Here is a 24,516-nt window from a genome sequence, read left to right as displayed (position 1 = left end):
GAGTGACGTTTTACGTCCATATGTAACACTGTAGTCGTGACGGAGCCTATTGACCACCGGTTAAGACGATCCTGGACGGCTGAAGCCGGTGACGCGGCGCACTTGCCGCCGAAGGCGTTGCGGTGGCTCGTCCAGCGTATCGGCCCGTTGGCCCCGGTGGCGCCGTTAGCGCCGGATTCGGCCCTGTCCGTTCCCGAATCGGCGCTGGCCGAACAGTCGAAACGAGACATCGAGGACGTCGTGGGCGCCGGGCACGTCCTGGTGGCACCGGGGGAAAGGCTCGCCCGGGCGAGCGGTTTGTCCTATCTGGACCTGCTGCGGCGAAGGGGGGTCGGTGATTTCCCGGTGCCGGACGCGGTCGTCCTGCCGGGGAATCCTGACGAGGTCCAGTCGGTTCTGGAGATCTGCGCGCGGCACGACGTCGGAGTGGTGCCGTTCGGCGGCGGGACGTCGGTGGTCGGTGGCGTTTCGGCGCTGCGCGGGGACAAGACCGCGGTGATCGCGCTCGACCTCACCAGGCTCGACGAGCTGGTCTCCGTCGACCCGGTGTCGCGCATCGCCGTCCTGCGAGCGGGGGTCACCGGACCGGAAGCCGACCGGCTGCTCGCCGCGCACGGGTTCACCCTCGGGCACGTGCCCCAGTCCTACGAACGCGCCACCATCGGCGGGTTCGCCGCGACCAGGTCCGCCGGGCAGGCATCGTCGGGCTACGGCCGGTTCGAGGACATGGTTTCGGGCGTCCGGCTCGCGACCCCGCGCGGGGAATGGAAGCTCGGCGTCGCGCCGGCGTCGGCCGCCGGACCCGACCTGCGGCACCTCGCCCTCGGCAGCGAAGGCACGCTCGGCGTGATCACCGAGGTCGCCCTCCGTGTGCGCCCGGTGCCGGAAGTACGCCGGTACGAGGGCTACGTGCTCGACGGCTGGGAGAACGGCACCGCCGCGGTGCGCGAACTGGCCCAGCGGCACGTGCTCGCGGACGTCACCCGGCTGTCCGATGTGGACGAATCCGAGGTTTCGCTGGCACTCAACGACAGCTGGAAGACCAAGGCACTGCGCCGGTACCTCGAGGCGCGGGGGATCGCCAAGCCCTGCCTGCTCATCGTCGGCTGGGAAGGCGCGACGAAACGCGAGGTCGCGCGGCGGCGTCAGGACACCACGCGGGTGCTGGAGCCGTTCGGCGCCGTCCGCATCGGACGGACCCTCGGCGAATCCTGGCGCCGCGGCCGGTTCTCCGGGCCGAGGCAGCGGGACGCCTTGATGGACAACGGGGTCTGCGTCGAAACCCTGGAGACGGCCGCGTACTGGGGCGAGCTGAGCGACCTGCGGGACGCCGTGCGAGCCGCGCTCACCGCCACCCTCGGCCGGGCCATCATCATGTGCCACGTCTCGCACGCCTACGAAACGGGCGCGTCGCTGTACTTCACGGTGCTCACCCCGCGAGACGAGGCCGACCCGATCGGACAGTGGCGGCGCGCCAAGGCGGCGGCGTCCGAGGCGATCACCGGTATCGGCACCATCTCGCACCACCACGCCGTCGGCGTCGACCACGCGCCCTATCTGGCGGCGGAGATCGGTGAGATCGGCGTCGAGGTGTTGCGCGCGGCGAAGAAGGCCGTCGACCCGGACGGGATCCTCAATCCCGGGAAGCTTCTCTGACCAGGCTCCCGGCGTCGACCAGCGTGCAGTCCAGGCCGTGCGTCTCGGCCGGGATCCCCTGCAGCGACGCGGCCCGGCGCTGTTCGAGGTCGGCGACGCGGATATGCCGTCCGTCGACCAGGATCGGCAGGCGGATGTCCGCGGCGCCGACGTAGGCCACCACGTCGTCGAGCACGGTGCCGTCGTCGAGGGTGATGGCCGGCGCGGTCAGCCGCACCAGGCGGTAGCGCTGCCCGTTGCCCTCGCACCGGTCGAGTACGGCGAGCTGGCCGGGGGTGGCGAACCAGACGGCGTGCTCCTCGACGACACCCGGCGCGGCGGCGAGCGTCGCGGGCCGCTGCCCGTCCCGGAACCGCAGTCCGGACGCCCAGACCGCGGCGAGATCGGTGCAGCGCGCGTGGCAGACCACGACCGGGCCTTCCAGCCCCATGTTCTCCCGCAGCCAGGTGATCTTGGACGGGCAGGCGTTCGACCCGTAGGCGAGGACGGCCTGTCGTTGGCGCCAGCCCTCCGGCGCGGTGTCCAGGCTGTGCCCGGCGCCGTCGAGGTGGACGAACGAATGGCCGGGCCGAGCACCCGGGTACGGGTCGGCCGGGAAATCGGCGTCGGTGAAGAGCTTCACCACGTCACCACGCTGCGCAGGACGTCCCCGTGGTGCATCCGCTCGAAGGCCTGCTCGACGCCGTCGAGCGCGATCCGCTCGGTGACGAACTTGTCGAGCGGGAGCCTGCCCTGCAGATAGAGGTCGATCAGCATCGGGAAATCGCGTGAGGGCAGGCAATCGCCGTACCACGACGATTTGAGCGAGCCGCCGCGCGAGAAGAAGTCGATCAGCGGCAGGTCCAGGCGCATGTCCGGGGTCGGGACGCCGACGAGGACGACCGTGCCCGCGAGATCGCGGCCGTAGAACGCCTGCCGCCAGGTTTCCGGCCTGCCGACAGCATCGATCACGACGTCGGCACCGAACGAGTCGGTGAACTCCTGGATCGCCTCGACGACCTGGTCTTCGCTCAGCCCCTTGCTGTTCAGTGTGTGCGTCGCGCCGAAGTCCTTGGCCCAGGCCAATTTCCGGTCGTCGGTGTCGATGGCGACGATGGTCTTCGCGCCGGCCAGGTTCGCCCCGGCGATGGCCGCGTCGCCGACCCCGCCGCAGCCGATGACCGCGACCGAGTCGCCGCGGCCCACCGCACCGGTGTTCAGCGCCGCGCCGAGACCGGCCATCACCCCGCAGCCGAGCAGTCCGGCGACGGCCGGTTCGGCGGCGGGGTCGACCTTCGTGCACTGTCCACTGTGGACAAGCGTCTTTTCGAGGAAGGCGCCGACGCCGAGTGCCGGGGACAGGGCGGTGCCGTCGGCCAGTGTCATCGGCCGGGCGGCGTTGAACGTCGAGAAGCAGTACCAGGGCTTGCCCCGGCGGCAGGCCCGGCAGGTGCCGCAGACCGCGCGCCAGTTCAGGATCACGTAGTCGCCCGGTTCGAGATCCGTGACGCCCTCGCCGACGGCCTCCACGAATCCCGCGGCCTCGTGGCCGAGCAGGAACGGGAACTCGTCGTTGATCCCACCTTGCCGATAGTGGAGATCGGTATGGCAGACGCCGCAGGCCTTGACCGAGACGACGGCCTCGCCGGGGCCCGGATCGGGCACCGTCACGGGCTCCAGCGAGACCGGTTCACCCTTGGCGCGTGAAACGACGCCCTGGACCTCGTACGGCATGCCCACCTCCGAGTCGATTCCAGGGGAAAGCTTGCCATGGAACCGACTCGGATCGCGACATCCGCTCGGGTGCGGTATCGGTTCAGTGCGGCGTGATGATGTACGCCACCCCGCCCGGACCGCTGGACACCCCGCCGGTGGTGTTGTACCGCTTGGTGCGCTGCCAGATCGTCTCGAACTGGTGTCGTTTGTAGACATTTCGGACGCGGTCGTTGCTGTTGGCGGCGGGGTCGTTGGCGATCACGTCGCCGTCCTTCGTGAAGCCGACGACGACCATGATGTGACCGGCGGTGCCGTAGCCCGCGCCGTCGAGTTCCTCGGCCTTGAACGACTGCGACGTGATCACCGGAATGCCGCGCGCGATGTAGTTTTCGAGTTCGTTCAAGGAGTGCAAACGGGTGATGTGCCCACGCAGTCCGAGTGAAGCGGCGTAGGCGGTGTTGAACGGCCAGTTGCCGGTTCCGTCGTAGGCGTAGTCGAACGTGTGGCGGGCGGCGTACGCGACGGTCGGATCGACGTAACCCTCCGGGATCCAAGCCATGTCCTCGCGCTTGGGCCGTTTACCCCAGTACTCGACGACCATTTCGGTGGACGTCGGGCTGCACCAGTTCTCCCCGCCGCCGCCGTACTCGGGGAACTGTCCTTTGTGGAGGTTCTGGGCGTAGGCGGGCACCTTCAGCTCGATCCCGGTGGCGCGGCCCGGTTTGGTCGCCTTGACCTCGAAACGGTCCGGCACCAGCGACGTCATCGCGCCGACCGAGGTCACCGACGGCGTGGCGCGGGAACCGGCTTCGCGATACAGGCTGACCCGCAGCTGGTACGACCGCAGGGCGACGCCCGCCTTCATGACCAGCGTGTCGACGTCGACCGCCGCGTTGGCGTCGCTCTGGCCGTCGACGCTGGTGCGCTTGATGTCGGTGTCGCCGCCGGCCCACCGGCCCATCACGTACCAGGTGGTCTCGGCGCCCGTCGCCGTCCGGCCCTTCGCCTCGATCTTGAGCCAGGTCTTGGCGGGCGTCCGCGCGTTCCACGACGCGACCAGCTGGGAGGCGTCGAAGCCCTGCGTGTGGCTTCTCGACGTCCACTGGCCGTACTCGTAGGTCTTCGTGGTGCCCAGGACGGGCTCGGTGTGCTCGATCGTGCCGATCGGGCGGCCGATGCGCAGGGCGCCGTGGTCGAGGTCGAGACCTTCCAGTCTGCCGTCACGGAAACCGTGGTGACCGGACCATTCGTGGAAGTCGATCGATTCGTCGTCGTCCGGGCGCACCGGGCTCGCCCCCGCCGTCTGTGCCGTCACTGCGGTCATCGTCGCGATCGTCAGCAGCGTGACCAGCCCTCGTATGCGCATCCGCAGTTCCATCCCTAGAGTCCGCCCAGTCCAGGCAAGGGATTTTCGCCGGTCGCGCGAGGTATGTAAATAGTTCCCTACAAGACGGCCTGGGTCTGTGTCACTTTCGCGACCAGCCGGCCGTCGTCGTCGTGGATTTCCGTTTCCACCACGATGATCTTGCGGCCGGTGTGCAACGGCTTCGCGGTGGCCGTCGCGTGGCCCGACCGGACCGCGCGCAGGAAGTTCGTCTTCGACTCGATGGTCGTCGTGCCCTGTCCGCCCTCGGGCAGGTTGAGGAACGCGCAGACCGCGCCGGTCGAGTCGGCGAGCGCCATCAGCGCGCCGCCGTGCATCGCGCCGCCGAGCGTGCACAGCGTCTCGTCCCAGGCGAGCCGGCCGCGCACGACGTCGGCGGAGTTCTCCAGCACCTCGATGCCGAGCCGTTCGGTGAACGGCATGGTCCGGTGGAACAGCGCGGTACCCGCTTCGTCCGTCATGCCGCCGAGCGTGCCCGGCTCCCCGTCCCTTTGTCGATTACCCCCGAGGTAACCGTGCCGTCCCTCCGATCACGCGAGTTCGCCCTCTGAGCACGCGAGTTACATCTCCAAGCGCGACAGCCACGTCGCTCGGCCGTGCGGCGACGGACGACGCGCGTGATCAGACGGACGACGCGCGTGATCAGACGGACGGCAAGCGTGATCAGAGGGACGGCAAGCGTGATCAGACGGACGGCACGCGTGATCAGGCGAGGGGGTTCGGCAGCAGGAGTTCGGTGTTCTGGTCCTGGGCCGTGCCCACGGCGGTGAGCGAAGCGTGGATGTCGTTGTACGAGAACTCCCGGTACAGCGACGCAAGCGCTTGCGTCGAGGTGTCGGAGTACGAAGCCTCGTAGGGTGCCTCGGCCTCGATCAGGGTCGTGAACAGCGACAATGTGCCGTCGGCGTTGTCGGCGACCTCGATGATCCGCGCGTGCTGCGGGAAGTCGATATGCGACGCGGTGTTGATCTCCCAGAAGCCCTGCTGCGGCGTCTTGCCCGCGTGCGGGGTGATCTTGTTGTGGTGCGTATGCCCGTTGACCCACGCCAGCACGTTCGGGAACCGGTTCAGCAGCGAGACGAAGGTGTTCCCGTCGAGCCGCGGCTCCAGCGGATGGCGCACATCCGGCAGTACGTTGCCCATGGTGCCGCTGGTGTGGTGGCTGAACAGGATGAACAGCTCGTCCGTCACGTTCTGCTTCACCTTGCGGCCGAAGAAGTCGTAGTACGTCGAGCTGGCGCGCTTGAGCGTGTTCTCCACCCAGGTGAACTGCCCGAGCCCGATCGAGCCGTCCGCGAGTCCGGCCATCGTCGTGGTGTCGAGGCTGATGCCGACGACGCCCGGCGCGATGCGGAAGGTGTAGTACACGTTCCGGCCGTCGGCGTTGTTTCCGCTGAACCCGTGTCCGACGGGGCCCGGCCCGGTGTTGGCCGCGTCGAGGTGGTGCTGGACGAACTCGGCGGTGCTGAACGGCCGCCGTCGCGCGTCCGGGGTGATCTCGCGGACCGTGCCCGAACCGCCGAACAGCTCCGTGATCGGCACGCCGGAGCCGGCGTTGATCGCCTTCGCCAGCTTCTTCGACGTCGTCTCGTCCTTGCCGATCACCTTGAAGCGGCCGGTGTACCAGGCGTCCATCCCGGGCAGATCCGGCAGCGTGCCGACGATGCTGTCGTCGTGGTTGCCGAAGGTGCAGAACCACGGGACGTCGAGACCCGGCGAGGTGAACGTTTTCGACGCCGCCCCGAGCAGGCCGGGCACCTGCGGGAAGCCCTTCTTCGTGTAGTCGTCGTCGAGTGCCTTGTCCGGGTTCCAGTAGTGCGAGGACCCGGACGTCTGGACGCCTTCGTGCGCGTTCGGGTCGCCCGAAGTCGGGTTCACCGTGCCGCCGTTGAGCACCTTGAGGAACCACTCGAGTTCGATCAGCTCGTGGTTGTCGGTGTTGTCGCCGGTGGTGACCATGAAGTCGATCGGCCGTCCGGTGAAGGGGCCCGCCTTCAGGCTGTTCACGCGTTCCACGAGCGCCGTCGTCGCGACCGGGCCGAGCGTTTCCTGCGGCCGGTGCGCCGAACCGATGAAGGGGTGCAGGTACTCGAACCGCGCCGGACTCTCCGCGTCGGTGAAGTGCAGGTCGGTGAACTGCGCGAACGAGGCCATCGCGCGGCGGCGGTCATCGCGGCCGGACTTCGGTGCGGCGAGGTCGCCCCGCACCACGAGCGGCCAGCCCGGGCCCGCGGTCAGCCGGGTGTAGCCCGGTCCGCTCTTCAGCGGAGCCGCGGCCGATTCCAGCGTGGTGCCCGCGGTACGCACCGCGCGGCTCGTGGTGCGTGCCAAGGCCCGGTCGAGCGCGTTGGCGGTGGGGGTGCACAGCAGCAGGCCGACGCCGGCGGCGCCTGCCGCGGTGAAGGTGCGCCTTGAGATGACGGACATGGCGGTGCCCCTAGTCGTCGCGGGTGGGTGTCGCGGAAGGACGATGCCGGACGACGTTAGCCGTGGGGTGAACGCCGGAAAAGGGTAATGCGAAAATTTGTCACGTTCGGCCGAATGCGAAAGGACTGTCGGAGGCCGCGGTTAGGGTGGGCGCCGAAACGAGGAGGCGGTCGGTGTGGGTGCTTCGTATTGGTCGGTCCGGGGCCGGTTCGACGGCGACCCGGACGGGGCGCTGGCGACGTTGAAGGCCCGGGTCTTCGCCGAGAACGACTATCTCTGGCAGGACGACGAAGCCGAGCCGCCGGACACCCTCGAAGAGCTGCAGGAGACCGAGACCTTCCAGGAGGTCGGTACCCATTCCGTGCTCGATGTCCACTACTTCATCGGGGCCATGGGCGAGGACGACTTCGGCACGATCCGGCCCTTGACCGACGGCGAACTCGTCGAGGCTTTCGGCACCGAGGAGCCGTCGGTCGCGGCCTTCGACGAACTCGCCAAGGAGAACAGGCTGCCGTGCGACCCGCCGCGCTGGAGTGCGCGGTGCGCGCTGCTCTACGACGGTGACACCGCCGTGGAGCTGGCGATCTGGGGCATTTCCGGGGACTAGAGACGGGCCGCCAGTCCGTCGAGGATCACGTCGACGCCGAGTTCGAACAGGTCTTCGCTGCTCTGTTTCGCGAACGCCGGGCCGAGTCTGCTCACGTGCGGGTAGGCCGCGAGACGTTCGAGGAACCCTTCGTCCGGCTTTCGCGCGGGCTGCGATTCCACTGACGCGAGTACGTGTGCGGTGAGCAGCCGCGAAATCCCCGCCGTGTCCTCTTCGGAGAAGCCCGCGCCGAGCAGGATCCGCGCGGTCGTTTCGATATGTCCCAGCCGGTGCGGCCCGGTCGGCGGCCGTTCCCGCAGTAGCGCGGCCGCGTCCCGGTGGCTCAGGAGCAAAGCCCTGAACTGGCGGAGCCCGCTCGCGAGCTGGCCGCGCCATGGCAGGTCCGGGTCGATCTCGAAGGCGTCGGCGCAGATCGCCTCGGCGACGAGGTCGAGCAGTTCCGCCTTGTCCTTCACGTGCCAGTAGAGCGTCGGTGAGCTGACGCCGAGCTTCGCCGCCAAGCGCCTGGTGGTCAGCTCGGCTAGACCCGCCTCGTCGAGCAGGGCGACGGCCGCTTCGGTGATCTTGGCGAGGTCCAGTGAGCCTTTGCGTGCCACCCGGCTGACTCTATCAGTGATAGATTTGTCTCTATCACTGATAGAGAACGGGGGAAGTGATGCGCTGGACACCCAAGATTCGCCTGGTCACGGTGCTGTGCTCGGTCATTTTCGTGATCGGGACCGTGCTGCAGAACTTCGTCATCATCGATCTGGACCTGATCGAACGGAGCATGCGGCTGAAGGGTGTGCCGACCGGCGACGCGCCCGCCTATCTCAGCGCGTTGCGGCTGGTGGGGAACGTCTTCATCGTCGGCAACGCGCTCGGCCTGCTCGTGTGGTTCCGACGGCGCCGGCTGTTCTGGCCGGTGCTCGCGTTCAACGTCGGCCAGTCGTTCGGCGTGTTCGTCGTCCCGTTCGAGGTGCACCGGGCCGCGATCGAGGCGCACGGCTGGCCGGGGGTGCTGCCGTCGCTGGTCACCGACGGCGGCGCCGTGATCCTTTCGGTCGTCCTGATCGTCGCCTACGTGCGCTCGCGCCGGCTCACGCGGACAGGCGACCCAGTTCCGCTTTGACGGCTTCGACGGCGGCCTTCGTCTCGGTGGCCGGGTCGGCGCCGTCACGGGCGATCCGGCCCACCGCCTCGACGAGCGCGGTGTTCGCCGCCGGTGTCCACAGTGGACCGGCGGCGCGGCCGTTCTCCCGGACCAGTTTCGCCGCGTCGGCCGCCGGGGCGACCCGGTCGAGCACGCTCAGCCGGGCGGGCAGATGGAAACCGAACTTCGTGGCGAACTCCTGCTGGAAGTCGACGCGCTCCAGCCACAGCCACTTGACGAAGTCCTTGGCGGCGTTGGCGTTCAGGCTCTTGGAGTGCACCATCGCGCTCAACCCGCTGACCGGGACCGACGGCGCGCCCGCCCCGTCGAGCCTCGGGAAGGCCAGGATGCCGAAGTCGTCCTTCAGGGCTTCCTGGATCTTCGGCAGATTCCACAGCCAGGTCCATTGCATGGCGGCGACCCCGTCGATGAACGGGATCGGATCCGCCCAGTCCCCGGACGCGCCCAGCAGCAGTGAACCGTTGAGGTCACGCAGTTTCGCGAACGCCGTGGCCGCGCGCGGATCGTCGAAGCCGACCGATTTGCCGTCCTTGACGTAGTCGAGTCCCGCGGCCCACAGCAGCGGTCCGGCGAGCGTCGCCGCGCCGGCGTCGTTGCCGGCGAACAGTCCTTTGACGCCGTCCTTGGAGAGTTTCCGCGCCGCCTCGACGAGTTCGTCGAGCGTCTGCGGCGGCTGCACTCCCGCCTCCTGCAGGAAACTCTTGCGGTAGAAGAGAACCTGGGTGTCGATCGACTGCGGGATGCCGTAGATCTTGCCATCGACGGTCTGCGCCGCGAGCAGCGATTTGGTGAAGTCGTTGCGCACGGGCCCGATGACGTCGTCGAGCGGGACGAGAAGGTTCTGCCGGACGCGGTCGACGGTGACCTGGCCTTCGAAGACGTCCGGAACCGGGCCTGCCTGGAGAGCGGCGTTGAGCTTCGTTTCGTAGTCGTCGGGATTCCACTGCACGGCGACCTTGGACTTCTGGTATACGGCCGCGTAGCGCGTGACGGCTTCCTGGACTCCCGCATCGGGATACGGGTGGTACCACTGCGCGAGGTCCACCGGCTTCGGTTTCGGCCGGGTCACCCCGGCGGAATAGGCCGTCGACGGTGGCGGGTTTCCTGATTGGACGGTGTTGGACCCGCAGGCCGAAAGCGCGGCCGTACCGGCCAGCGCGAGGAACGCGCGCCTGCTTGTCTTACGCACCAACGAAACCCTTCGCCGAACGTCGTGAAGGCCATCTTCAGGGAACAGCGTCCCTCAAGATGGCCTTCACGGAAGGGCAGGCGCGCGGGAGATTAACCCGTTAGAGCTGACTGATGTCGAGCTTGCCTTCGGCGTGGAACGCCCGCAGCCGCTTCTTGTCGAACTTGCCGACGCTGGTCTTGGGGACTTCGTCCACAAAGGTCCAATTCTCCGGAAGCTGCCACTTCGCGACCTTGTCGGACAGGAACTCGCGCAGATCCTCGGCCGTGACGGTCTGGCCTTCCTTGACGACGACGGCGACCAGCGGGCGCTCGTCCCACTTCTCGTCGGGGATGCCGACCACGGCCGCCTCGGCCACCGCGGGATGCGCCATCACCTGGTTCTCCAGGTCCACCGACGAGATCCACTCGCCGCCGGATTTGATGACGTCCTTCGCGCGGTCGGTCAGCGTGAGGTAGCCGTCCGGGCTGATCTTGCCGACGTCGCCGGTGCGCAGCCAGCCGTCGTGGAACTTCTCCGGATCGGGCTCGTCACCGGACGTGCCGCTGTAGTACGACGCCGCGATCCACGGGCCCTGCACCTCGAGTTCGCCGACGCTTTCGTTGTCCCACGGCAGTTCCTCGCCGTTGTCGCCGATCAGCCGGGCGCTGACGGACGCGGGGAACCGGCCCTGCGTGTAGCGGTAGTCCCACGCCTTCTCGCCCGTCGCGTCCGCCGGAGGGCGCGCGACGCTGCCCAGCGGCGACGTCTCGGTCATGCCCCAGGCGTGCAGGATCGGCACGTTGTAGCGGTCCTCGAACGCGTGCATCAGCGACGGCGGCGCGGCCGAACCGCCGACCACGACCTCGCGAAGGTGCGAGATGTCCTGCGGGTTCGCGTCGAGGTGCGAGAGCAGGCCCTGCCAGATCGTCGGCACGGCGCCGGCGAAGGTCGGCTTCTCGGCGTCGAGCATCTGCGCGATCGGGGCGGGCTGGAGGAAGCGGTCCGGCATCAGCAGGGACGCGCCGACCATCAGCGCCGCGTACGGCATTCCCCACGCCATCGCGTGGAACATCGGGACGATCGCGAGGGCCTTGTCGTGCTGGGCCAGCCGCATGCTGTCGGTCATGGTGACCTGCATCGAGTGCAGCCAGATCGACCGGTGGGAGTACGCGACCCCCTTCGGGTCACCCGTGGTGCCCGAGGTGTAGCACATCGCGGCGGCCGAGCGCTCGTCCACCTCGGGCCAGTCGAAGGTGTCCGGCTGCCCCGCCAGCAGCTCGCTGTACGAGTGCACCTGGACGCCGTCGGGCGCCGGGAGGGTGGAGGCGTCTCCGTTGGCCACGATGACGTGGCGCACGGTCTTCAGTTCGGGGAGCTGCTTGGCCAGCAGCGGGACCAGCGTGCCGTCGACGATGACGACCTGGTCTTCGGCGTGGTTGGCGACGAAGACCAGCTGCTCGGGGAACAGCCGGATGTTCAGGGTGTGCAGCACCGCGCCCATCGCGGGGATGGCCAGGTAGGCGGCCATATGCTCGGCGTTGTTCCACATGAACGTGCCGACGCGCTGGTCGCCGGTGATCCCCAGGCTTCGGAGGGCGTTGGCGAGCCGGGCGGCGTGCTTGCCGAGTTCGCCGTAGGTCTCGCGACGGGCTTCTGAACCGGTCCAGGTGATGACCTCGCTGCTGGAGTGCACCTTGGTGCCGTGGCGGAGCAGCCTGCCCAGCGACAGCTGTCCGTCCTGCATCGTGCTCAACATCGTGTACTCCCGTAGTGCTCGTTCTCCGGTGAACTGGGGTTGGGCCGACTCTAATCCGGGTCGGGTGAACTGGTCAGTAACGTCGCAGGCAACCGTTCGGTCACAGTGTCGCGCTAACGGGTGTTCGCCGGTTCGGGTCAAGATCGTCAATAATTCGTACTTTTCCTGCCATCAAACGAAAAATGACTAACACTGTGAAGTGACGGCATCGCTCATAAGGGTGATGAACGCCATCGAATCGCCGCCCGAATGGCGTGTTTCCGCAGGCTGGGGCGGGTTGCCCATGGCGTGGTCGAGGGGTAATAAGTGCGTGTCGGTTTCACGGCCACGGAACGGGTGGCGTTTACTGGGGCCGTGGTACAGAGACGGCTGGCCAGCGCTTGCGGCTGCAAGCACGGGTAAATGGCCGTCGGCCGCGAAAGCGGAGACCTGAGATGAAAGGACTACTACGTTGGCTCTGCCCACGTTGACTCCGGAGCAGCGCGCCGATGCCCTCGCCAAGGCGGCTGAGGCTCGCAAGGCGCGCTCCGAGCTGCTTGCGTCGATCAAGTCCGGCAAGGAGAGCATCGACAAGGTGCTCAAGCAGGCCAAGGAGAACAAGACCATCGGCAAGACGAAGGTCACGCAGCTGCTGAAGGCCGTCCCCGGCCTGGGCGCGGTCAAGGTCGCCGCCCTGCTGGAGCAGGCCGGAATCGACCCCGACCGGCGTGCCGCCGGCCTGGGCGAGCGGCAGCGCGAGGCCCTCCTCGAGGCGCTGAAGTAACGCTTCCGCCCAGGTCACGGGCTGTCCGGGGGAAGGTGTTGCCTGAGAGGCTGTTGCCCGGGCAACACTTTCCCCTGGTCTCAGCCGAAGGCTGGGACGCTGGTGGGGTGACGACCAGTACCGCACCGGCGACCCCGGCAGACCTGGCCGCCCGCTACGAGCGGGGCGACTTCCTCCTGGCCACGGCTCGGCACGCGCTCCTCGCGAGCGGGGCCGCGGCGACCGCGACCGACACCGATCCGGCGCGGCTGTCCCGGGCGCTCCCGGGGCTGTTCAGCGCGTCGGACACGCCGATCGCGGTCGGTGTCCTGCCCTTCGACACCAGCGAGGGCACGACGACGCCGGGGCATCTGGTCCTGCCTCGCGCGGTGCGTCGGGCGTCGGCCGAACACGCGGCCGTCCCGCCTCGCACCGCCCTCCCGCAGCCGGTGAAGGTCACTCCTGTGCCCGAACCGGAGGCACATCTGGCCGCCGTCCGCGCGGCCGTCGCCGCCCTGGACGAGCGTGACCTGCGCAAGGTCGTCCTGGCCCGCGCACTCGATCTCGACTTCTCCGAGGCCGTTCCGGTCGCTCGCGTCGTCCGGAACCTGGCGAACGGGAACCCCCGGCACACCACCTACGCCGCGCAGCTTCCCGGCGGCCGCACGCTCGTCGGCGCCACCCCCGAGCTCCTGCTGTCCCGCACCGGCGGCTCCGTCGTCTCCCGGCCGCATGCCGGGTCGATGCCCCGGTCGGCGGACCCGGCCATCGACAAGGCGAATGGTGAGGCGCTGCTGGCGTCCGAAAAGGACCACGTCGAACACGCGGTGGTGGTCGAATCCGTCGTCGAGATCCTGCGGCCGTTCTGCCGCAGGCTGGACGTCCGCGGCCCCGAACTGGTCTCGACGCCGGCGATCTGGCATCTCTCGACGACCGTCACCGGCGAGCTGATCGACCCGGACGTCACCGCGCTGGACCTCGCCGCCGCGTTGCATCCGACGCCCGCCGTCTGCGGCACACCGACCGGCGCCGCCCGTTCACTGGTTCAGGAACTGGAGCCGTTCGACCGCGCGTACTACGCGGGCGCCGTCGGCTGGGTCGACGCGGCCGGAGACGGCGAATGGGCCGTCGGGATCCGGTGCGCGGAGATCGCCGACACCTCCATGCGGCTCTACGCCGGTGGAGGCATCGTGCCCGCCTCGGACCCGCGGACCGAACTCGACGAGACCTCGGCGAAGTTCCGCACCCTGCTCGCCGCCATGGGCCTGGAGATCTAGCCCCGCCCGCGTTTAGTCCTCTGGATGCGGTCCTTGCGTGTGCAACTACCGCATCCAGAGGACTAAACGCGAGGGGTCAGAGGGTCGCGAAGTCCTCGGTCACCGAGATCTCGTCGGCAGTGAGCAGCGCGACGGCGGCCCGGTAGCCCTCGGACGCCTTCAGGTCCACGAGCCGCGTCCGGGCCGGGTCGAGGGCCGCGTCGCCGGACGAGACCAGCCTCGCCGCCTCGTCGTGCCCGGAGAACGTGATGCTCTGCAGCGGGATCTTCAGGCCCTTCCCGGTGGCCTTCATGACGGCTTCCTTGCGCGTCCAGTACGTGAAGAACGCCGTCGCCCGCTGCTCGGCGAGCAGACCGGACACCGCCGCCTGCTCGACCGGGCTCAGCGCGTACTCGATGAGCGAGTCGTCGGCCTTCCTGGTGGCCGTCTCGACGTCGAGGCCGACCGGGGTCCCCGCGGTGGCCGCGACGCCGATGAGGTCGCCGGAATGCGAGATCGACAGCATCAGCGCCGCGCCGGGCACCCGCGGACGGCCGTGCGGTTTGCCGCAGTCGTCGCAGGTCGCGTCGAAGGCGACGTCCTCGACGGCCAGGCCGAGCCGTTCGGCGGTGACCGTCTTGGCCAGCACGCGGCCGGTCAGGAACCGGCGTTTGTCGATGTCCTGACGGTAGCCGTCGTACCGGCCCTGTTCGACGTCGTCGAGCAGGGCCAGGAACCGGGGTTCAGCGGGCAGGGGCGGGGACCAGCGGACCGCACATTCGATCACGTCTCCTTCTTACCCGATTCCGCACTGGCATCACTCGAGTGTTCGTCGAGCAGTGTCGATTCGTCGAACGGCGATTCGCCGTTGAGCGTCCGGTCCAGCTGTTCGCGGTCGATCTCCTTGGTCCAGGTGCCGATGAGAACGGTCGCGACGGCGTTGCCCGCGAAGTTCGTCAGCGCGCGTGCCTCGGACATGAACCGGTCGATGCCGACGATGAAGCCGACGCCGTCCACCAGTTCCGGCCGGTGCGAGGACAGCCCGCCCGCCAGCGTCGCGAGTCCGGCGCCGGTGACGCCCGCCGCGCCCTTCGACGCGATGATCATGAACACCAGCAAGGAGATCTGCTCACCGATGGTCAGCGGTTTGTCGAGCGCGTCGGCGATGAAGATGGACGCCATCGTCAGGTAGATCGCGGTGCCGTCGAGGTTGAACGAGTACCCGGTCGGCACGGTGATGCCGACGACAGGTTTCGACACCCCGGCGTGTTCCATCTTCGCGATCAGCCTCGGCAGCGCCGATTCCGACGACGAGGTCGACAGGATCAGCAGGAACTCTCGGCCCAGGTATTTCAGCAGCTTGAAGATGTTGACCCTGGCCAGCAGCCCGATGATCAGCCCGAGCACCACGAACACGAACAGCGCGCAGGTGATGTAGAAGCCGAGCATGATCACGGCCAGGCTCTGGAGCGCCTTCCAGCCGGTCTCGCCGACCACGGCGGCGATGGCGCCGAACGCGCCGATCGGGGCCGCCCACATGATCATCGCCAGGATGCGGAACACCAGCCGCTGGATGTGCTCGATGCCGCGGCGGATCGGCTCACCCTTCGTGCCCAGTTTCTGCAGCGCGAACCCGGCGAGCAGGGCGACCAGCAGCGTCTGCAGCACCTCGCCTTCGGTGAACGCCGAGACCAGCGTCTTCGGGATGATGCCGAGCAGGAACTCGACCGTGCTCTCGCTCTTGGCGATCTGGTCCTGGCCCTTTTCGGCGATCTCCGGGGTCAGGTGCAGGCCGGTGCCGGGCTGCAGGATGTTGCCGACGACCAGGCCGATGACCAGCGCGACCGTCGACATCACCAGGAAGTAGCCGATCGCGAGCCCGCCGACGCGGCCGACCTTCGCGGCCTTCGCCACCGAGCCCACGCCGAGCACGATCGTGCAGAAGATGATCGGCGAGATCATCATCTTGATCAGGTTCACGAAGCCGGTGCCGAGCGGCTTCAGTTCCTTGCCGAGCGCGGGGAACAGGATGCCGACCGCGATGCCGAGTGCCACCGCCACGATGACGGCGATGTAGAGGTAATGGGTCCGGTCCCGCTTCGGTGCGGAGGTCTCGGTGGCCATGGGTGCCCTTCGACGACATGGGAACAGGTCGCGAAAACTTATGACAGTTCCTCGGCGAACGACAACCGAAGCGGTACGCTTGGGCTAAGCAAGCGCTTAGTAATGCCGAGGAGGAACGGTCCCGCCATGGATTTCACTCTGAGCGTCGAGGAACGCGAGGTGCGCGACTGGGTCCGCACGTTCGTCCAGCGCGAGCTGATGCCGCGTGAGCAGGAGGTGCTGCGCCGCGAACGCGCCGGCCAGCCCGGGATCACCGCCGACGAGCTGCGCGAGCTGCAGCTGAAGGCCAAGGAGTCCGGTTTCTGGGGCGTGCAGACGCCCGAGGAGTACGGCGGCATGGGCCTGTCCGCGGTGATGACCGCGCTGCTGGAGGCCGAACTCGGCCGCACGTTCGTGCCGTTCCGCTTCGGCGGCGCCGCGGACAACATCCTGTACTACGCCAACGACGAGCAGAAGGAGCGCTACCTGCTCCCGACGATCTCGGGCGAGCGCAAGTCCTGCTTCGCGATCACCGAACCCGGCGCGGGCTCGGACGCCAAGGCCATCCGGACGTCGGCCCGCAAGGACGGCGACGAGTGGGTCATCAACGGCGAGAAGACCTTCATCACCGGCGGCAACGAGGCCGACTTCGTGATGGTCTTCGCGATCACCGACCCGGAGAAGGGCGCGAACGGCGGCGTCACCTGCTTCCTCGTCGACCGCGACGCGGGCTGGAAGTCCGAATACATCGACACCATGGGCGAATGGGGCCCGGCGTCGCTGGTCTTCGAGGACGTCCGCGTGCCCGAGACGCAGATCCTCGGCGAACTCGGCCACGGTTTCGACCTGGCCATGCAGTGGATCGGCGCGGGCCGCTACCTGCTGCCCGCCCGCGCGATCGGTTCGTGCGAGCGGCTCATCTCGATGGCCATCGAGCACGCCAACACGCGGGAGACGTTCGGGCAGAAGATCGCCGAGCGCCAGGCGATCCAGTGGATGATCGCGGACTCCGGCACCGAACTGGAGGCGCTGCGCTGGCTGGTGCTGCACGCCGCCTGGCAGGTCGACCAGAAGATGGACTCGCGGCACGCGCAGTCGATGGCGAAACTCTACGGCGGGGTGAAGGCGAACGAGATCGTCGACCGCGTCCTGCAGATCCACGGCGGAATGGGCTACACGCGGGAACTGCCGGTCGAGCGGTGGTACCGCGAACTGCGGCTGCTGCGCATCTACGAGGGCACCGACGAGATCCAGCGCCGGACCATCGCGCGGAACCTGCTGAAGGGGCACGTCAAGGTCGGCGGCACTCTCGGCTGACACCGGGCCGACGCCGCCCGAGCTCCCCGGTACATGCCATGAACGGCCCGTTCCTTGCAAATTTCGCAAGGAACGGGCCGTTCATTGCGTCGCGTCTAGTCTTCCTTCTGGTTCCGCATCGCGATCGGGACCCCGGCCAGGTCCTCCTCGTTGCAGAGAAGCTTCACGTCGTAATACGGCGAACCCTGGCGGTCGTCGTAATCGAGATGGACGGCCAGCACATCGACCGGCTCCCCGAGCCACTCCTGGGCCTGACGCAGCCACTTGGCACACCGTTCGAGTGCCGTGGGCAGGTCGTCGTCGCGAAATCCCACCGGACGATACGGGACATCCTGTACCTGATCACGGGGGTTCGAAGGCACCGGCAACGCCGGCGAGAGACCCGAGTCGTCCAGTTCGAGTTGGATCGTTTGCTCAGTCACCCTTCGAGCGTCCCCCAGAGAAGCCGTCTGAGCAAGGCGTACCGTCCTAAAGTCGCCGCTAAACGGGCACTCGCCACACTCCCGAGACCACTTCACGGCAGTTTTGCACCGCGGTGACGTCCAGGTGACGTGTGCAGCCTAACGCTCGCAGAGCCAGTTCCGCGTAGTGCGAGGCCAGTTGATCGAGGGTGAGCGGCCCCCGCGGCGAATACCAGCGCGCGACCCCGCTGCACATCTCCACCAGTGCGAGCCTGGTGACCGACGGCTGATCGGTGTGGAAGACGCCGGCCCGGACACCGTCTTCGATGGCGTCGGCCCAAAGGCGTTCGTAGGCGTCGCGCAGTCCGACCACCCCGGCCCTGGCTTCGGGGGAGAGCGCGTGGACCTCGTTGTCCACCACGCGGGTGTCGTCCGGCTGGATGGCGTGGGCCAGGACATGCAGTGCCACCAGTGATCCGAGCCGGGACACCGGATCGGTGAGCCCGGCGGTCGCCTGCTCGGCCGCGTCGAGCAGGCGTCGCAGCGACTCGTTCATGATGGCCACCAGCAGATCCTCCTTGGTGCCCATGTAGTGGTACAGGCTGGCGGACGACAGCTCCGCCTCCTGGGCCAGATCCCGGATGCCGGTGCCATGGAAACCCTTGGTGGCGAACAGTTTCACCGCCGCCTGACGCACCCGCTCACGAGTGTTCACAGCCATTCTTCGGTCGTCCTGTCCCAGGATCCGGCGCGCGGGTCCTCCACCTTCTTGAGCTCGCCCTTGGCGACCCGCTCCGACGGAGTCATCGGCAGTTCGGCGGGAAACGCCCAGAACCGCGGAACCTTGAAGTAGGCCAGTTTCGCCGCGCAGAACTCCGCCAGTTCGGCCGGTTCGCACTGGTGGCCCTCGTTTTCGTCGAGGACGAGGTACGCCTTGACCTCTTCGCCGCGCAGGTCGTCCGGCACCGCGACGACGGCGGCGAGTTTGACCGCCGGGTGCAGCTGCAGCGCCCGCTCGACCTCGTCGGCGGAGATGTTCTCGCCGCTGCGCCGGATCATGTCCTTGGTGCGGCCCACGTAGTACACGCGGCCTTGGCCGTCCATTGTGGCCAGATCGCCGGTGTGGAACCAGCCGCCGGCGAACGCGCGCGCCGTCGCTTCCTCGTCGTCGTGGTAGCCGTGCATGAGCCCGACCCCGCGGATCAGCAGTTCACCGGTTTCCCCGCGCGGCAGGGGTTTCCCGTCCGCGTCCGCGATCATCACCTCGCGGGTGGGCGCGGGCCTGCCGAGGCAGCCGGTGCCGACGGTCTCCTCGTGATCCGCCGGGTACATCCGGATGTCGCCGCCGGTTTCGGTCATTCCGAAGGCCTCGTACCAAGGGGCGCCCCAGCGTGCTTCGAGCGAGGCGTGCAGGTCGCGAGGGATGGCCGACGCGCAGATCGCCCGGACCTGGTGTGCCTTGTCCAGTTCGCTTTCCGGCAGGCGCAGCAGCAGCGTGGGCATCAGGCCGAGGCAGTAGAACCAGGTGACGCCGTGCTCGCGGACCTTCTCCCAGAACGTCGACGGGTGGAAGCGGTCGAGCACCACCAGGGTCGCGCCGCCCGCGAGCCCCAGCGCGACATTCCACTGTGGATCTATGTAGTGGAACGGTTGCGCGGTCAGGATGACGTCGTCCGCGCCGACCATCGGGAAATCCGTGGCCAGGCTGATCGCCAGGGTCGTCCAGTACCGGTTCGGCAGCACACAGCCCTTGGGCGCGCCCGTGGTGCCCGAGGTGTACTGGATGTTGATCGGGCGCTCGCCCTCGCTTTCGAAGGCCTGGTCGCCGCCGGGGTCGGTGAGTTCGCCGGGCGTGAGCACCCGTTCCAGCGAGGTCTCCGGCGCGATCTTCGTCAGCAGCCCGGTGAATTCCTCGGCCGCGACGGCGAAGCGGGCGCCGGAATGCCGCAGGACGTGGGCGCCGTCGAACTCCTGGTATCCGGTGTTCACCGGGACGAGCACCGCGCCGATCTTCGCCAGCGCCAACCACAGCAGCGGGAACTCGGGCTGGTTGCGCAGCATCACCGCGACCCGGTCACCGGGCTGTACGCCGAGATCCAGCAGCGCGCGGGCGAAGCCGGTGCTACGCGCGTCGACGTCGGCGAAGGTGAAGCGTTCGCCGGTGGCGTCGAAGATCCAGGCCGTCTTGTCCGGCCACAGTCCGGCGGCGCGGGTGGTCAGTCCGACGAGGGTGTCGATCCCGGCGAGTGAGGTCATGTGCGGCTCCGGAAGGCTTCGGACGACGCGAGGACGGCGGCGGAGTGCTCGGTGATCAGCGCGTGGCTGACCTCGAGTTCGAGCGCGGCGTCGAGTGAGCTGTCGATGCCGGAATCGAGGGCCCGTTTGGCCATCGTGGCCGCGGCGGCCGGATGCGCGGCGATCCGGCCCGCCCAGTCGAGCGCGGTGTCCATCAGGTCGTCGGCCGGGACGACGGCGTTGACCAGTCCGAGCTCGTGCGCCTTGGCGCCGTTCACCCGTTCGCCGAGCAGCAGCAGTTCCTTGGCCTTCAGCGGGCCGACCAGCAGCGGCAGCAGCCGCGACGCCGCACCCGTCACGCTCAGGCCCAGGGAGACCTCGGGGAAGGCGAACACCGCGTCGTCCGCGGCGAGGATCAGGTCGCAGCCCATCGCGAACTCGGCGCCCGCGCCGATCGCGTAGCCGTGGACCGCGGCGATGACGGGCTGGCGCAGCCCGCGCAGGCGGCGGGTGACGTCCTGTAGCCGGTCGAGTCGCGCTCGGGAATCGACTGTATCCCCGGCGGGGGTGGGCTCCTTGAGGTCGTGCCCGGCGCAGAAGGCGCGTCCCCGGCCGGCGAGGACGACGGCCCGCGCGTCCGAGCGCGCGGCCGCGTCGAGGGCTTCCAGCAGGTCGTCGACCAGTTCGGCGACCACCGCGTTCAACCGTTCGGGGCGGTTCAGCCAGATCACGCAGATGCCGTCGTCGAGTGCGTAGTCCACGGTGCTCATGACGCCGAGCCTAGACGACCGATCGATCGATCGATAGGGTCGGATCCATGCGGGTCGACACGGTCTACGAGAACGCCCGGTTCCTCACCGGTGTTGCGGAATCCGATGCTCTAGCGGTGCTGAACGGACGAATTATCGCCATCGGCGCCGACGCGGCAGCGCTTTCCGCAGTGCGTCGTGTCGACTTGGGCGGCACCGTGGTGGTGCCCGGATTCCACGACGCCCACAACCACATGGCGTGGTTCGGGATGGCGCTCGACGACGTCCCGCTGTCCGATTGCCGCAGCGTGGACGAGGTTTACGACGCCGTCGCGGCCCGTGCGGCCGGCCTCCCGGCGGGCAGCTGGATCATCGGCAGCGGCTACGACCAGAACAAGCTCGAAGGCGGGCATCCGACGAGGTACGGCCTCGATCGCGCCGCGCCCGGCTTCCTGGTGCGGCTGAAGCACACGTCCGGACATATGACCGTGGTCAACTCCGCGGTCCTGGAGCAGCTCGACCTCGGATGCGTGCCCGTGGGCGGCGACGTCGTCCGCGACGAGGACGGCTCGCCGACCGGGTTACTGCGGGAGCAGGCCCAGTTGCTGCTGCGGCCGCTGACCTACCCGACGCCGGTGGAGACCGTCGCGCGCGGGCTGGACCGGGCGAGCGCGCGGTACCTCTCCGAAGGGATCACGAGCGTCCAGGAAGCCGGGATCGGCGGAGGGCTCGTGGGGGAGACCCCCGCCGAACTCGCCGCGTACCAGCTGGCGCGCGATCGCGGGGTGCTGCGCGTGCGGAGCACGGTGATGGTCGCCGCGAGTGTGCTCCATGACCTGGACTCCGGTGCCGGCTACGGCCTCGACCTGGGGATGCGCACCGGTTTCGGTGACGACCGGCTGCGGATCGGCGCGATGAAGCTGTTCGCCGACGGCTCGCTCATCGGCCGGACCTGCGCGATGCACGAACCGTTCGCCGGGGAGCCGGACAACGTCGGCTACTTCCAGGTGCCCGAGGACGAGATCGCGCGGACGATCGCCGCCGCGCACAAAGCCGGCTGGCAGATCGCGACGCACGCCATCGGCGACCGTGCGATCACCGTCGTCCTCGACGCCTACGAAGCGGCGCTGAAGGCAGACCCGCGGCCGGATCACCGGCACCGCATCGAGCACTGCGCGGTGCTGCGGCCCGAGGAGCTGAAGCGGCTGGCGTCGCTGGGGCTGATCGCGTCGCCACAGGGCAGGTTCGTCAACGAGATCGGCGACGGGATGCGCGCCGCGCTCGGCCCGGAACGCGAGCCGTGGTGCTACCGGCTCAAGACCCTGCTCGACGCCGGCTGTGTCCTGCCCGCCAGCTCGGACCGACCGGTCGTCGACGGCGCGCCGCTGCTCGGGCTCGCGGACATGGTCCGGCGGAAGACCTCGTCCGGCGTCGTGCTCGGACCCGAGGAGCGGCTCACCCCGGCGGAAGCCTTGCGCGCATACACATACGGCTCCGCGTATGCCGCCTTCGCCGAGAAGGACCTGGGCACGCTGGTACCCGGGAAGCTCGCCGACTTCGCCGTACTCTCGGCGGACCCGACCGACGAGTCCACTTTGGATTCCATCCACGTCGTCGCCACCGCCGTCGGCGGCGACATCGTCTACGAACGGAGCTGAGACCCATGCCGGTACGGGACGCTGTCGCGGAAGACATCGAGGAGATCTGCGCGCTCATCGAGGAGCACGCGGTCTACGAGGACAAACACGATCTGAAGCTGGACCGCCAGGAGATGGCCGGGTTCCTCTTCGGGCCGGATCCGAAGGCGTGGGTGCTCCTCGCCACTCCGCCGGACGAGCCGGGCGAGGTCGCCGGCTTCGCCTTCTGCAGCTGGAACTTCTCCACCTGGGAGGCCCGCCCGGGGATCTGGCTCGACGACCTCTTCGTGCGCCCGGAGCACCGCCGCTTCGGCCTCGGACGGGAGCTCCTCGACGAGCTGGCCGCCCGCACACCGGGCCGGGTCGAATGGGACATGCAGGAAGGCAACGCAAAGGGCGAGGCGTTCTACGCCCAGCTCGGCGCCGAGCAGGTCCCGGGCTGGATCCGGTACCGCTGGCGGCCCCACGGCGGATGAGCCGGAGCTGACCGGCAAGCCGTAAACTCACGGGCATGGGTGAAGGGGCAAACCGCAGGTCGTCGTCCGTTGAGGACTACGTCCGGGTGATCTACGGGCTGGTGGAGCGCGGTGAGGCCGTCACCAACACGTCGCTGGCCGGACGGCTGGAGGTCAGCCCGTCGTCCGCGTCCGGCATGGTCACGAAGCTTTCCCAGCTCGGGCTGGTCGCGCACGTTCCGTACCGCGGGATCGAACTGACCGCCGAAGGCAGGCAGCTCGCCCGCTCGGTGCTCCGCCGTCACCGGCTCATCGAGACCTACCTGGTGTCCGAGCTCGGCTACACCTGGGACGAGGTGCACGCCGAGGCCGACGCGCTCGAACACGCGGTGTCGGACAGGCTCGTCGAGCGCATCGCGGCGAAGCTCGGCAACCCGGTGCGCGACCCGCACGGCGACCCCATCCCGGCTCCCGACGGCAGCGTCGAGGAGATGCCGATGCGCATCCTCGACGACCTCCCGCCCGGCGCGGTGGGCGAGATCGTCCGGGTCTGGGACACCGACCCGGAGCTCCTGAGGTACCTCACCGAGCACGCCATCAACCTCGGCGAGCGGATCGAGGTCGTCGAGCGCCAGCCGTTCGGCGGCCCGATGGTGGTCAAGGTCGGCTCGCCGCCGGACGCGGCGACGCACGCCATCGGCAAGGAGATCGCGCAGGCGCTGTCCGTCGCGCTGCGCTGACCCCTCGTCGCTCCCGTCCACTGTGGACGCATTTCGGCCGGGACTCGCGGTGGGAATTTTCCCTACGTCCCTGCATAATTCGCCTCTTCGCACATCACCCACATGCCACGGGTTTAGGTGATCTAAGGCCCTTCCGATCATGTGTTCGCACGCCTAGGCTGCGCTTTTCCGGGTGGCTAGCGAGCGTGCGAAGGCGATGACAATGACCGGTCAGCGGACACACACCATCGACCGGGGGGTGGCGGAAGGACGTGAACTCAGGCGGCTGCTGGAGACCGGGCCGTTCGCGGATGCCCTCAGAGCCGCGATCAGAGCGCGGGGGCTCGGTCTCGACAGGATCCGATACCGGCTTCGCGGCCGTGGCTGCTCGATCAGCCTCGCGACGCTGAGCCACTGGCAGTCCGGGCGCTGTCGCCCCGAACGGCCGGAATCCCTGCTGGTGCTCAAGAACCTCGAAGAGATCCTCGGGGTGCCGTCGGAGTCCCTGTCGCGCCTTTTGGGACCACCGCGTGGCCGAGCCGCCCGGTGTACGGTGCCCGGCGAGGGCCTGGTGATGCAGCGGGGCCGCGAGACGGGAAACTGAAGGAGAGCCGGTGCGGGCGGTCGTCTTCGAGGAGTTCGGGGTACTGCCCGAGGTGCGCGAGGTACCGGACCCCTCGGTACCGCCCGGCGGGGTGGTGATCGCGCTCGACGCGACCGGGGTGTGCCGCAGCGACTGGCATTCCTGGCAAGGTCACGACACCTCCGTCAAGCTGCCGCACGTCGCCGGGCATGAACTCGCCGGCCGGATCGCGTCGCTCGGCGAGGGCGTCCGCGGCTGGTCGGTGGGGGACCGGGTGACCGTCCCGTTCGTCTGCGCGTGCGGCACCTGTGCGCGGTGCGCCGCCGGTGACCAGCAGATCTGCGACCGCGAGTTCCAGCCGGGCGCGACCCACTGGGGCTCGTTCGCGGAGTACGTCGCCATCGAGAACGCCGAGGTCAACCTCGTCGCGCTGCCGGACTCGCTGTCCGCGGCGGAGGCGGCCGCGCTGG

The 24,516-nt window shown here is 68.7% G+C and carries 25 protein-coding genes; 11 read left to right on the top strand and 14 right to left on the bottom strand.

Translation table 11 applies throughout. The annotated features are described in order from the left end of the window. Window positions 1–36 precede the first annotated feature (36 nt). The gene (locus H5J31_RS08525; RefSeq protein WP_181771927.1) at window positions 37–1,656 is read left to right on the top strand and encodes an FAD-binding oxidoreductase; all 1,620 of its coding nucleotides are present in this window, start codon (window positions 37–39) and stop codon (window positions 1,654–1,656) included. Here the strand turns inward: H5J31_RS08525 and H5J31_RS08520 are convergent. From H5J31_RS08520 to H5J31_RS08500, 5 genes are all read right to left on the bottom strand, one after another. After that, complete coding sequence (locus tag H5J31_RS08520) at window positions 1,634–2,281, bottom strand: gamma-glutamylcyclotransferase family protein (RefSeq protein ID WP_181771926.1); 648 nt, start codon at window positions 2,279–2,281, stop codon at window positions 1,634–1,636. The two genes, H5J31_RS08525 and H5J31_RS08520, sit on opposite strands and share 23 nt — an antisense overlap. Next, entirely contained in the window at window positions 2,275–3,369 is a 1,095-nt protein-coding gene (locus H5J31_RS08515; RefSeq protein ID WP_181771925.1) for an S-(hydroxymethyl)mycothiol dehydrogenase, read from the bottom strand. Before H5J31_RS08515 ends, H5J31_RS08520 begins: the two co-directional genes overlap by 7 nt. An 82-nt stretch (window positions 3,370–3,451) precedes the next feature. After that, a complete protein-coding gene (locus H5J31_RS08510) occupies window positions 3,452–4,717 on the bottom strand; it encodes a C39 family peptidase (RefSeq protein WP_181771924.1) in 1,266 nt (421 codons plus the stop codon). Window positions 4,718–4,794: 77 nt separating this feature from the next. Continuing rightward, the gene (locus tag H5J31_RS08505) at window positions 4,795–5,196 is read right to left on the bottom strand and encodes a PaaI family thioesterase (RefSeq protein ID WP_181771923.1); all 402 of its coding nucleotides are present in this window, start codon (window positions 5,194–5,196) and stop codon (window positions 4,795–4,797) included. 244 nt (window positions 5,197–5,440) lie between these two features. Beyond that, complete coding sequence (locus H5J31_RS08500; protein WP_181771922.1) at window positions 5,441–7,162, bottom strand: TIGR03767 family metallophosphoesterase; 1,722 nt, start codon at window positions 7,160–7,162, stop codon at window positions 5,441–5,443. 175 nt (window positions 7,163–7,337) lie between these two features. Between H5J31_RS08500 and H5J31_RS08495 the strand changes: the two genes are divergently transcribed. Then, a complete protein-coding gene (locus H5J31_RS08495) occupies window positions 7,338–7,769 on the top strand; it encodes a hypothetical protein (RefSeq protein ID WP_181771921.1) in 432 nt (143 codons plus the stop codon). Here the strand turns inward: H5J31_RS08495 and H5J31_RS08490 are convergent. Further along, window positions 7,766–8,365, bottom strand: coding sequence for a TetR/AcrR family transcriptional regulator C-terminal domain-containing protein (locus H5J31_RS08490; protein WP_181771920.1), 600 nt, complete (start codon window positions 8,363–8,365; stop codon window positions 7,766–7,768). The two genes, H5J31_RS08495 and H5J31_RS08490, sit on opposite strands and share 4 nt — an antisense overlap. 59 nt (window positions 8,366–8,424) lie before the next feature. On the opposite strand from H5J31_RS08490, the gene H5J31_RS08485 reads away from it, so the two are divergent. After that, on the top strand, window positions 8,425–8,880 hold the full coding sequence (locus H5J31_RS08485; RefSeq protein WP_181771919.1) for a hypothetical protein: 456 nt from the start codon (window positions 8,425–8,427) through the stop codon (window positions 8,878–8,880). Here the strand turns inward: H5J31_RS08485 and H5J31_RS08480 are convergent. Further along, window positions 8,849–10,111 (bottom strand): sugar ABC transporter substrate-binding protein, encoded by a 1,263-nt coding sequence (locus H5J31_RS08480; protein WP_181771918.1) that lies wholly within the window; start codon window positions 10,109–10,111, stop codon window positions 8,849–8,851. The genes H5J31_RS08485 and H5J31_RS08480 overlap by 32 nt on opposite strands. Before the next feature lie 100 nt (window positions 10,112–10,211). Further along, on the bottom strand, window positions 10,212–11,849 hold the full coding sequence (locus H5J31_RS08475) for a long-chain fatty acid--CoA ligase (protein WP_181771917.1): 1,638 nt from the start codon (window positions 11,847–11,849) through the stop codon (window positions 10,212–10,214). Between the two features lie 451 nt (window positions 11,850–12,300). Between H5J31_RS08475 and mihF the strand changes: the two genes are divergently transcribed. Both mihF and H5J31_RS08465 read left to right on the top strand, forming a co-directional pair. Continuing rightward, a complete protein-coding gene (mihF, locus tag H5J31_RS08470) occupies window positions 12,301–12,612 on the top strand; it encodes an integration host factor, actinobacterial type (protein ID WP_005155963.1) in 312 nt (103 codons plus the stop codon). Between the two features lie 107 nt (window positions 12,613–12,719). Then, entirely contained in the window at window positions 12,720–13,868 is a 1,149-nt protein-coding gene (locus tag H5J31_RS08465; RefSeq protein ID WP_181771916.1) for an isochorismate synthase, read from the top strand. 76 nt (window positions 13,869–13,944) lie between these two features. Here the strand turns inward: H5J31_RS08465 and H5J31_RS08460 are convergent, their stop codons facing one another. Together H5J31_RS08460 and H5J31_RS08455 are read right to left on the bottom strand one after the other, a co-directional pair. Beyond that, a complete protein-coding gene (locus tag H5J31_RS08460) occupies window positions 13,945–14,634 on the bottom strand; it encodes a 4'-phosphopantetheinyl transferase family protein (RefSeq protein ID WP_181771915.1) in 690 nt (229 codons plus the stop codon). Next, window positions 14,631–15,971, bottom strand: coding sequence for a cation:dicarboxylate symporter family transporter (locus tag H5J31_RS08455; RefSeq protein WP_181771914.1), 1,341 nt, complete (start codon window positions 15,969–15,971; stop codon window positions 14,631–14,633). Before H5J31_RS08455 ends, H5J31_RS08460 begins: the two co-directional genes overlap by 4 nt. 126 nt (window positions 15,972–16,097) lie before the next feature. On the opposite strand from H5J31_RS08455, the gene H5J31_RS08450 reads away from it, so the two are divergent. Continuing rightward, window positions 16,098–17,267: an acyl-CoA dehydrogenase family protein gene (locus tag H5J31_RS08450; RefSeq protein ID WP_181771913.1), complete on the top strand. Its 1,170-nt coding sequence runs from the start codon at window positions 16,098–16,100 to the stop codon at window positions 17,265–17,267. Window positions 17,268–17,362: 95 nt separating this feature from the next. Here H5J31_RS08450 and H5J31_RS08445 read toward each other — a convergent pair whose 3' ends face one another. Genes H5J31_RS08445 through H5J31_RS08430 form a run of 4 tightly spaced genes read right to left on the bottom strand, consistent with a single transcriptional unit; the run spans window position 17,363 to window position 20,673 of the window. Further along, window positions 17,363–17,689 (bottom strand): hypothetical protein, encoded by a 327-nt coding sequence (locus H5J31_RS08445; RefSeq protein ID WP_181771912.1) that lies wholly within the window; start codon window positions 17,687–17,689, stop codon window positions 17,363–17,365. A 58-nt stretch (window positions 17,690–17,747) separates the two neighbouring features. Next, the gene (locus H5J31_RS08440) at window positions 17,748–18,389 is read right to left on the bottom strand and encodes a TetR/AcrR family transcriptional regulator (RefSeq protein WP_207897711.1); all 642 of its coding nucleotides are present in this window, start codon (window positions 18,387–18,389) and stop codon (window positions 17,748–17,750) included. Continuing rightward, the gene (locus H5J31_RS08435; RefSeq protein ID WP_181771911.1) at window positions 18,380–19,924 is read right to left on the bottom strand and encodes an AMP-binding protein; all 1,545 of its coding nucleotides are present in this window, start codon (window positions 19,922–19,924) and stop codon (window positions 18,380–18,382) included. Before H5J31_RS08435 ends, H5J31_RS08440 begins: the two co-directional genes overlap by 10 nt. Then, the gene (locus tag H5J31_RS08430) at window positions 19,921–20,673 is read right to left on the bottom strand and encodes an enoyl-CoA hydratase/isomerase family protein (RefSeq protein WP_181771910.1); all 753 of its coding nucleotides are present in this window, start codon (window positions 20,671–20,673) and stop codon (window positions 19,921–19,923) included. Before H5J31_RS08430 ends, H5J31_RS08435 begins: the two co-directional genes overlap by 4 nt. Window positions 20,674–20,720: 47 nt before the next feature. On the opposite strand from H5J31_RS08430, the gene H5J31_RS08425 reads away from it, so the two are divergent. From H5J31_RS08425 to H5J31_RS08405, 5 genes are all read left to right on the top strand, one after another. After that, complete coding sequence (locus H5J31_RS08425) at window positions 20,721–22,310, top strand: amidohydrolase (RefSeq protein ID WP_181771909.1); 1,590 nt, start codon at window positions 20,721–20,723, stop codon at window positions 22,308–22,310. 5 nt (window positions 22,311–22,315) lie between these two features. After that, the gene (locus tag H5J31_RS08420; protein WP_181771908.1) at window positions 22,316–22,765 is read left to right on the top strand and encodes a GNAT family N-acetyltransferase; all 450 of its coding nucleotides are present in this window, start codon (window positions 22,316–22,318) and stop codon (window positions 22,763–22,765) included. 35 nt (window positions 22,766–22,800) lie between these two features. Next, complete coding sequence (locus H5J31_RS08415) at window positions 22,801–23,484, top strand: metal-dependent transcriptional regulator (protein ID WP_181771907.1); 684 nt, start codon at window positions 22,801–22,803, stop codon at window positions 23,482–23,484. A 196-nt stretch (window positions 23,485–23,680) separates the two neighbouring features. Next, window positions 23,681–24,067: a transcriptional regulator gene (locus H5J31_RS08410; protein WP_181772030.1), complete on the top strand. Its 387-nt coding sequence runs from the start codon at window positions 23,681–23,683 to the stop codon at window positions 24,065–24,067. Between the two features lie 10 nt (window positions 24,068–24,077). Next, on the top strand, window positions 24,078–24,516 hold a 439-nt coding region (locus tag H5J31_RS08405), incomplete at its 3' end, for an alcohol dehydrogenase catalytic domain-containing protein (protein WP_181771906.1).

The organism is Amycolatopsis pittospori, assembly GCF_013870525.1.
Taxonomy (GTDB): domain Bacteria; phylum Actinomycetota; class Actinomycetes; order Mycobacteriales; family Pseudonocardiaceae; genus Amycolatopsis; species Amycolatopsis pittospori.
Note: the sequence above shows the minus strand (reverse complement) of the source record. Positions and strands in the feature narration are given on the sequence as shown.

Excerpts from the sequence above, each read along its gene's own strand:
- H5J31_RS08515 (WP_181771925.1), bottom strand. The coding sequence starts at position 3,369 with ATGCCGTACGAGGTCCAGGGCGTCGTTTCACGCGCCAAGGGTGAACCG.
- H5J31_RS08510 (WP_181771924.1), bottom strand. The coding sequence starts at position 4,717 with ATGCGCATACGAGGGCTGGTCACGCTGCTGACGATCGCGACGATGACC.
- H5J31_RS08505 (WP_181771923.1), bottom strand. The coding sequence starts at position 5,196 with ATGACGGACGAAGCGGGTACCGCGCTGTTCCACCGGACCATGCCGTTC.
- H5J31_RS08500 (WP_181771922.1), bottom strand. The coding sequence starts at position 7,162 with ATGTCCGTCATCTCAAGGCGCACCTTCACCGCGGCAGGCGCCGCCGGC.
- H5J31_RS08485 (WP_181771919.1), top strand. The coding sequence starts at position 8,425 with ATGCGCTGGACACCCAAGATTCGCCTGGTCACGGTGCTGTGCTCGGTC.
- H5J31_RS08475 (WP_181771917.1), bottom strand. The coding sequence starts at position 11,849 with ATGTTGAGCACGATGCAGGACGGACAGCTGTCGCTGGGCAGGCTGCTC.
- H5J31_RS08455 (WP_181771914.1), bottom strand. The coding sequence starts at position 15,971 with ATGGCCACCGAGACCTCCGCACCGAAGCGGGACCGGACCCATTACCTC.
- H5J31_RS08450 (WP_181771913.1), top strand. The coding sequence starts at position 16,098 with ATGGATTTCACTCTGAGCGTCGAGGAACGCGAGGTGCGCGACTGGGTC.
- H5J31_RS08440 (WP_207897711.1), bottom strand. The coding sequence starts at position 18,389 with ATGGCTGTGAACACTCGTGAGCGGGTGCGTCAGGCGGCGGTGAAACTG.
- H5J31_RS08435 (WP_181771911.1), bottom strand. The coding sequence starts at position 19,924 with ATGACCTCACTCGCCGGGATCGACACCCTCGTCGGACTGACCACCCGC.
- H5J31_RS08430 (WP_181771910.1), bottom strand. The coding sequence starts at position 20,673 with ATGAGCACCGTGGACTACGCACTCGACGACGGCATCTGCGTGATCTGG.
- H5J31_RS08425 (WP_181771909.1), top strand. The coding sequence starts at position 20,721 with ATGCGGGTCGACACGGTCTACGAGAACGCCCGGTTCCTCACCGGTGTT.
- H5J31_RS08420 (WP_181771908.1), top strand. The coding sequence starts at position 22,316 with ATGCCGGTACGGGACGCTGTCGCGGAAGACATCGAGGAGATCTGCGCG.
- H5J31_RS08415 (WP_181771907.1), top strand. The coding sequence starts at position 22,801 with ATGGGTGAAGGGGCAAACCGCAGGTCGTCGTCCGTTGAGGACTACGTC.
- H5J31_RS08410 (WP_181772030.1), top strand. The coding sequence starts at position 23,681 with ATGACAATGACCGGTCAGCGGACACACACCATCGACCGGGGGGTGGCG.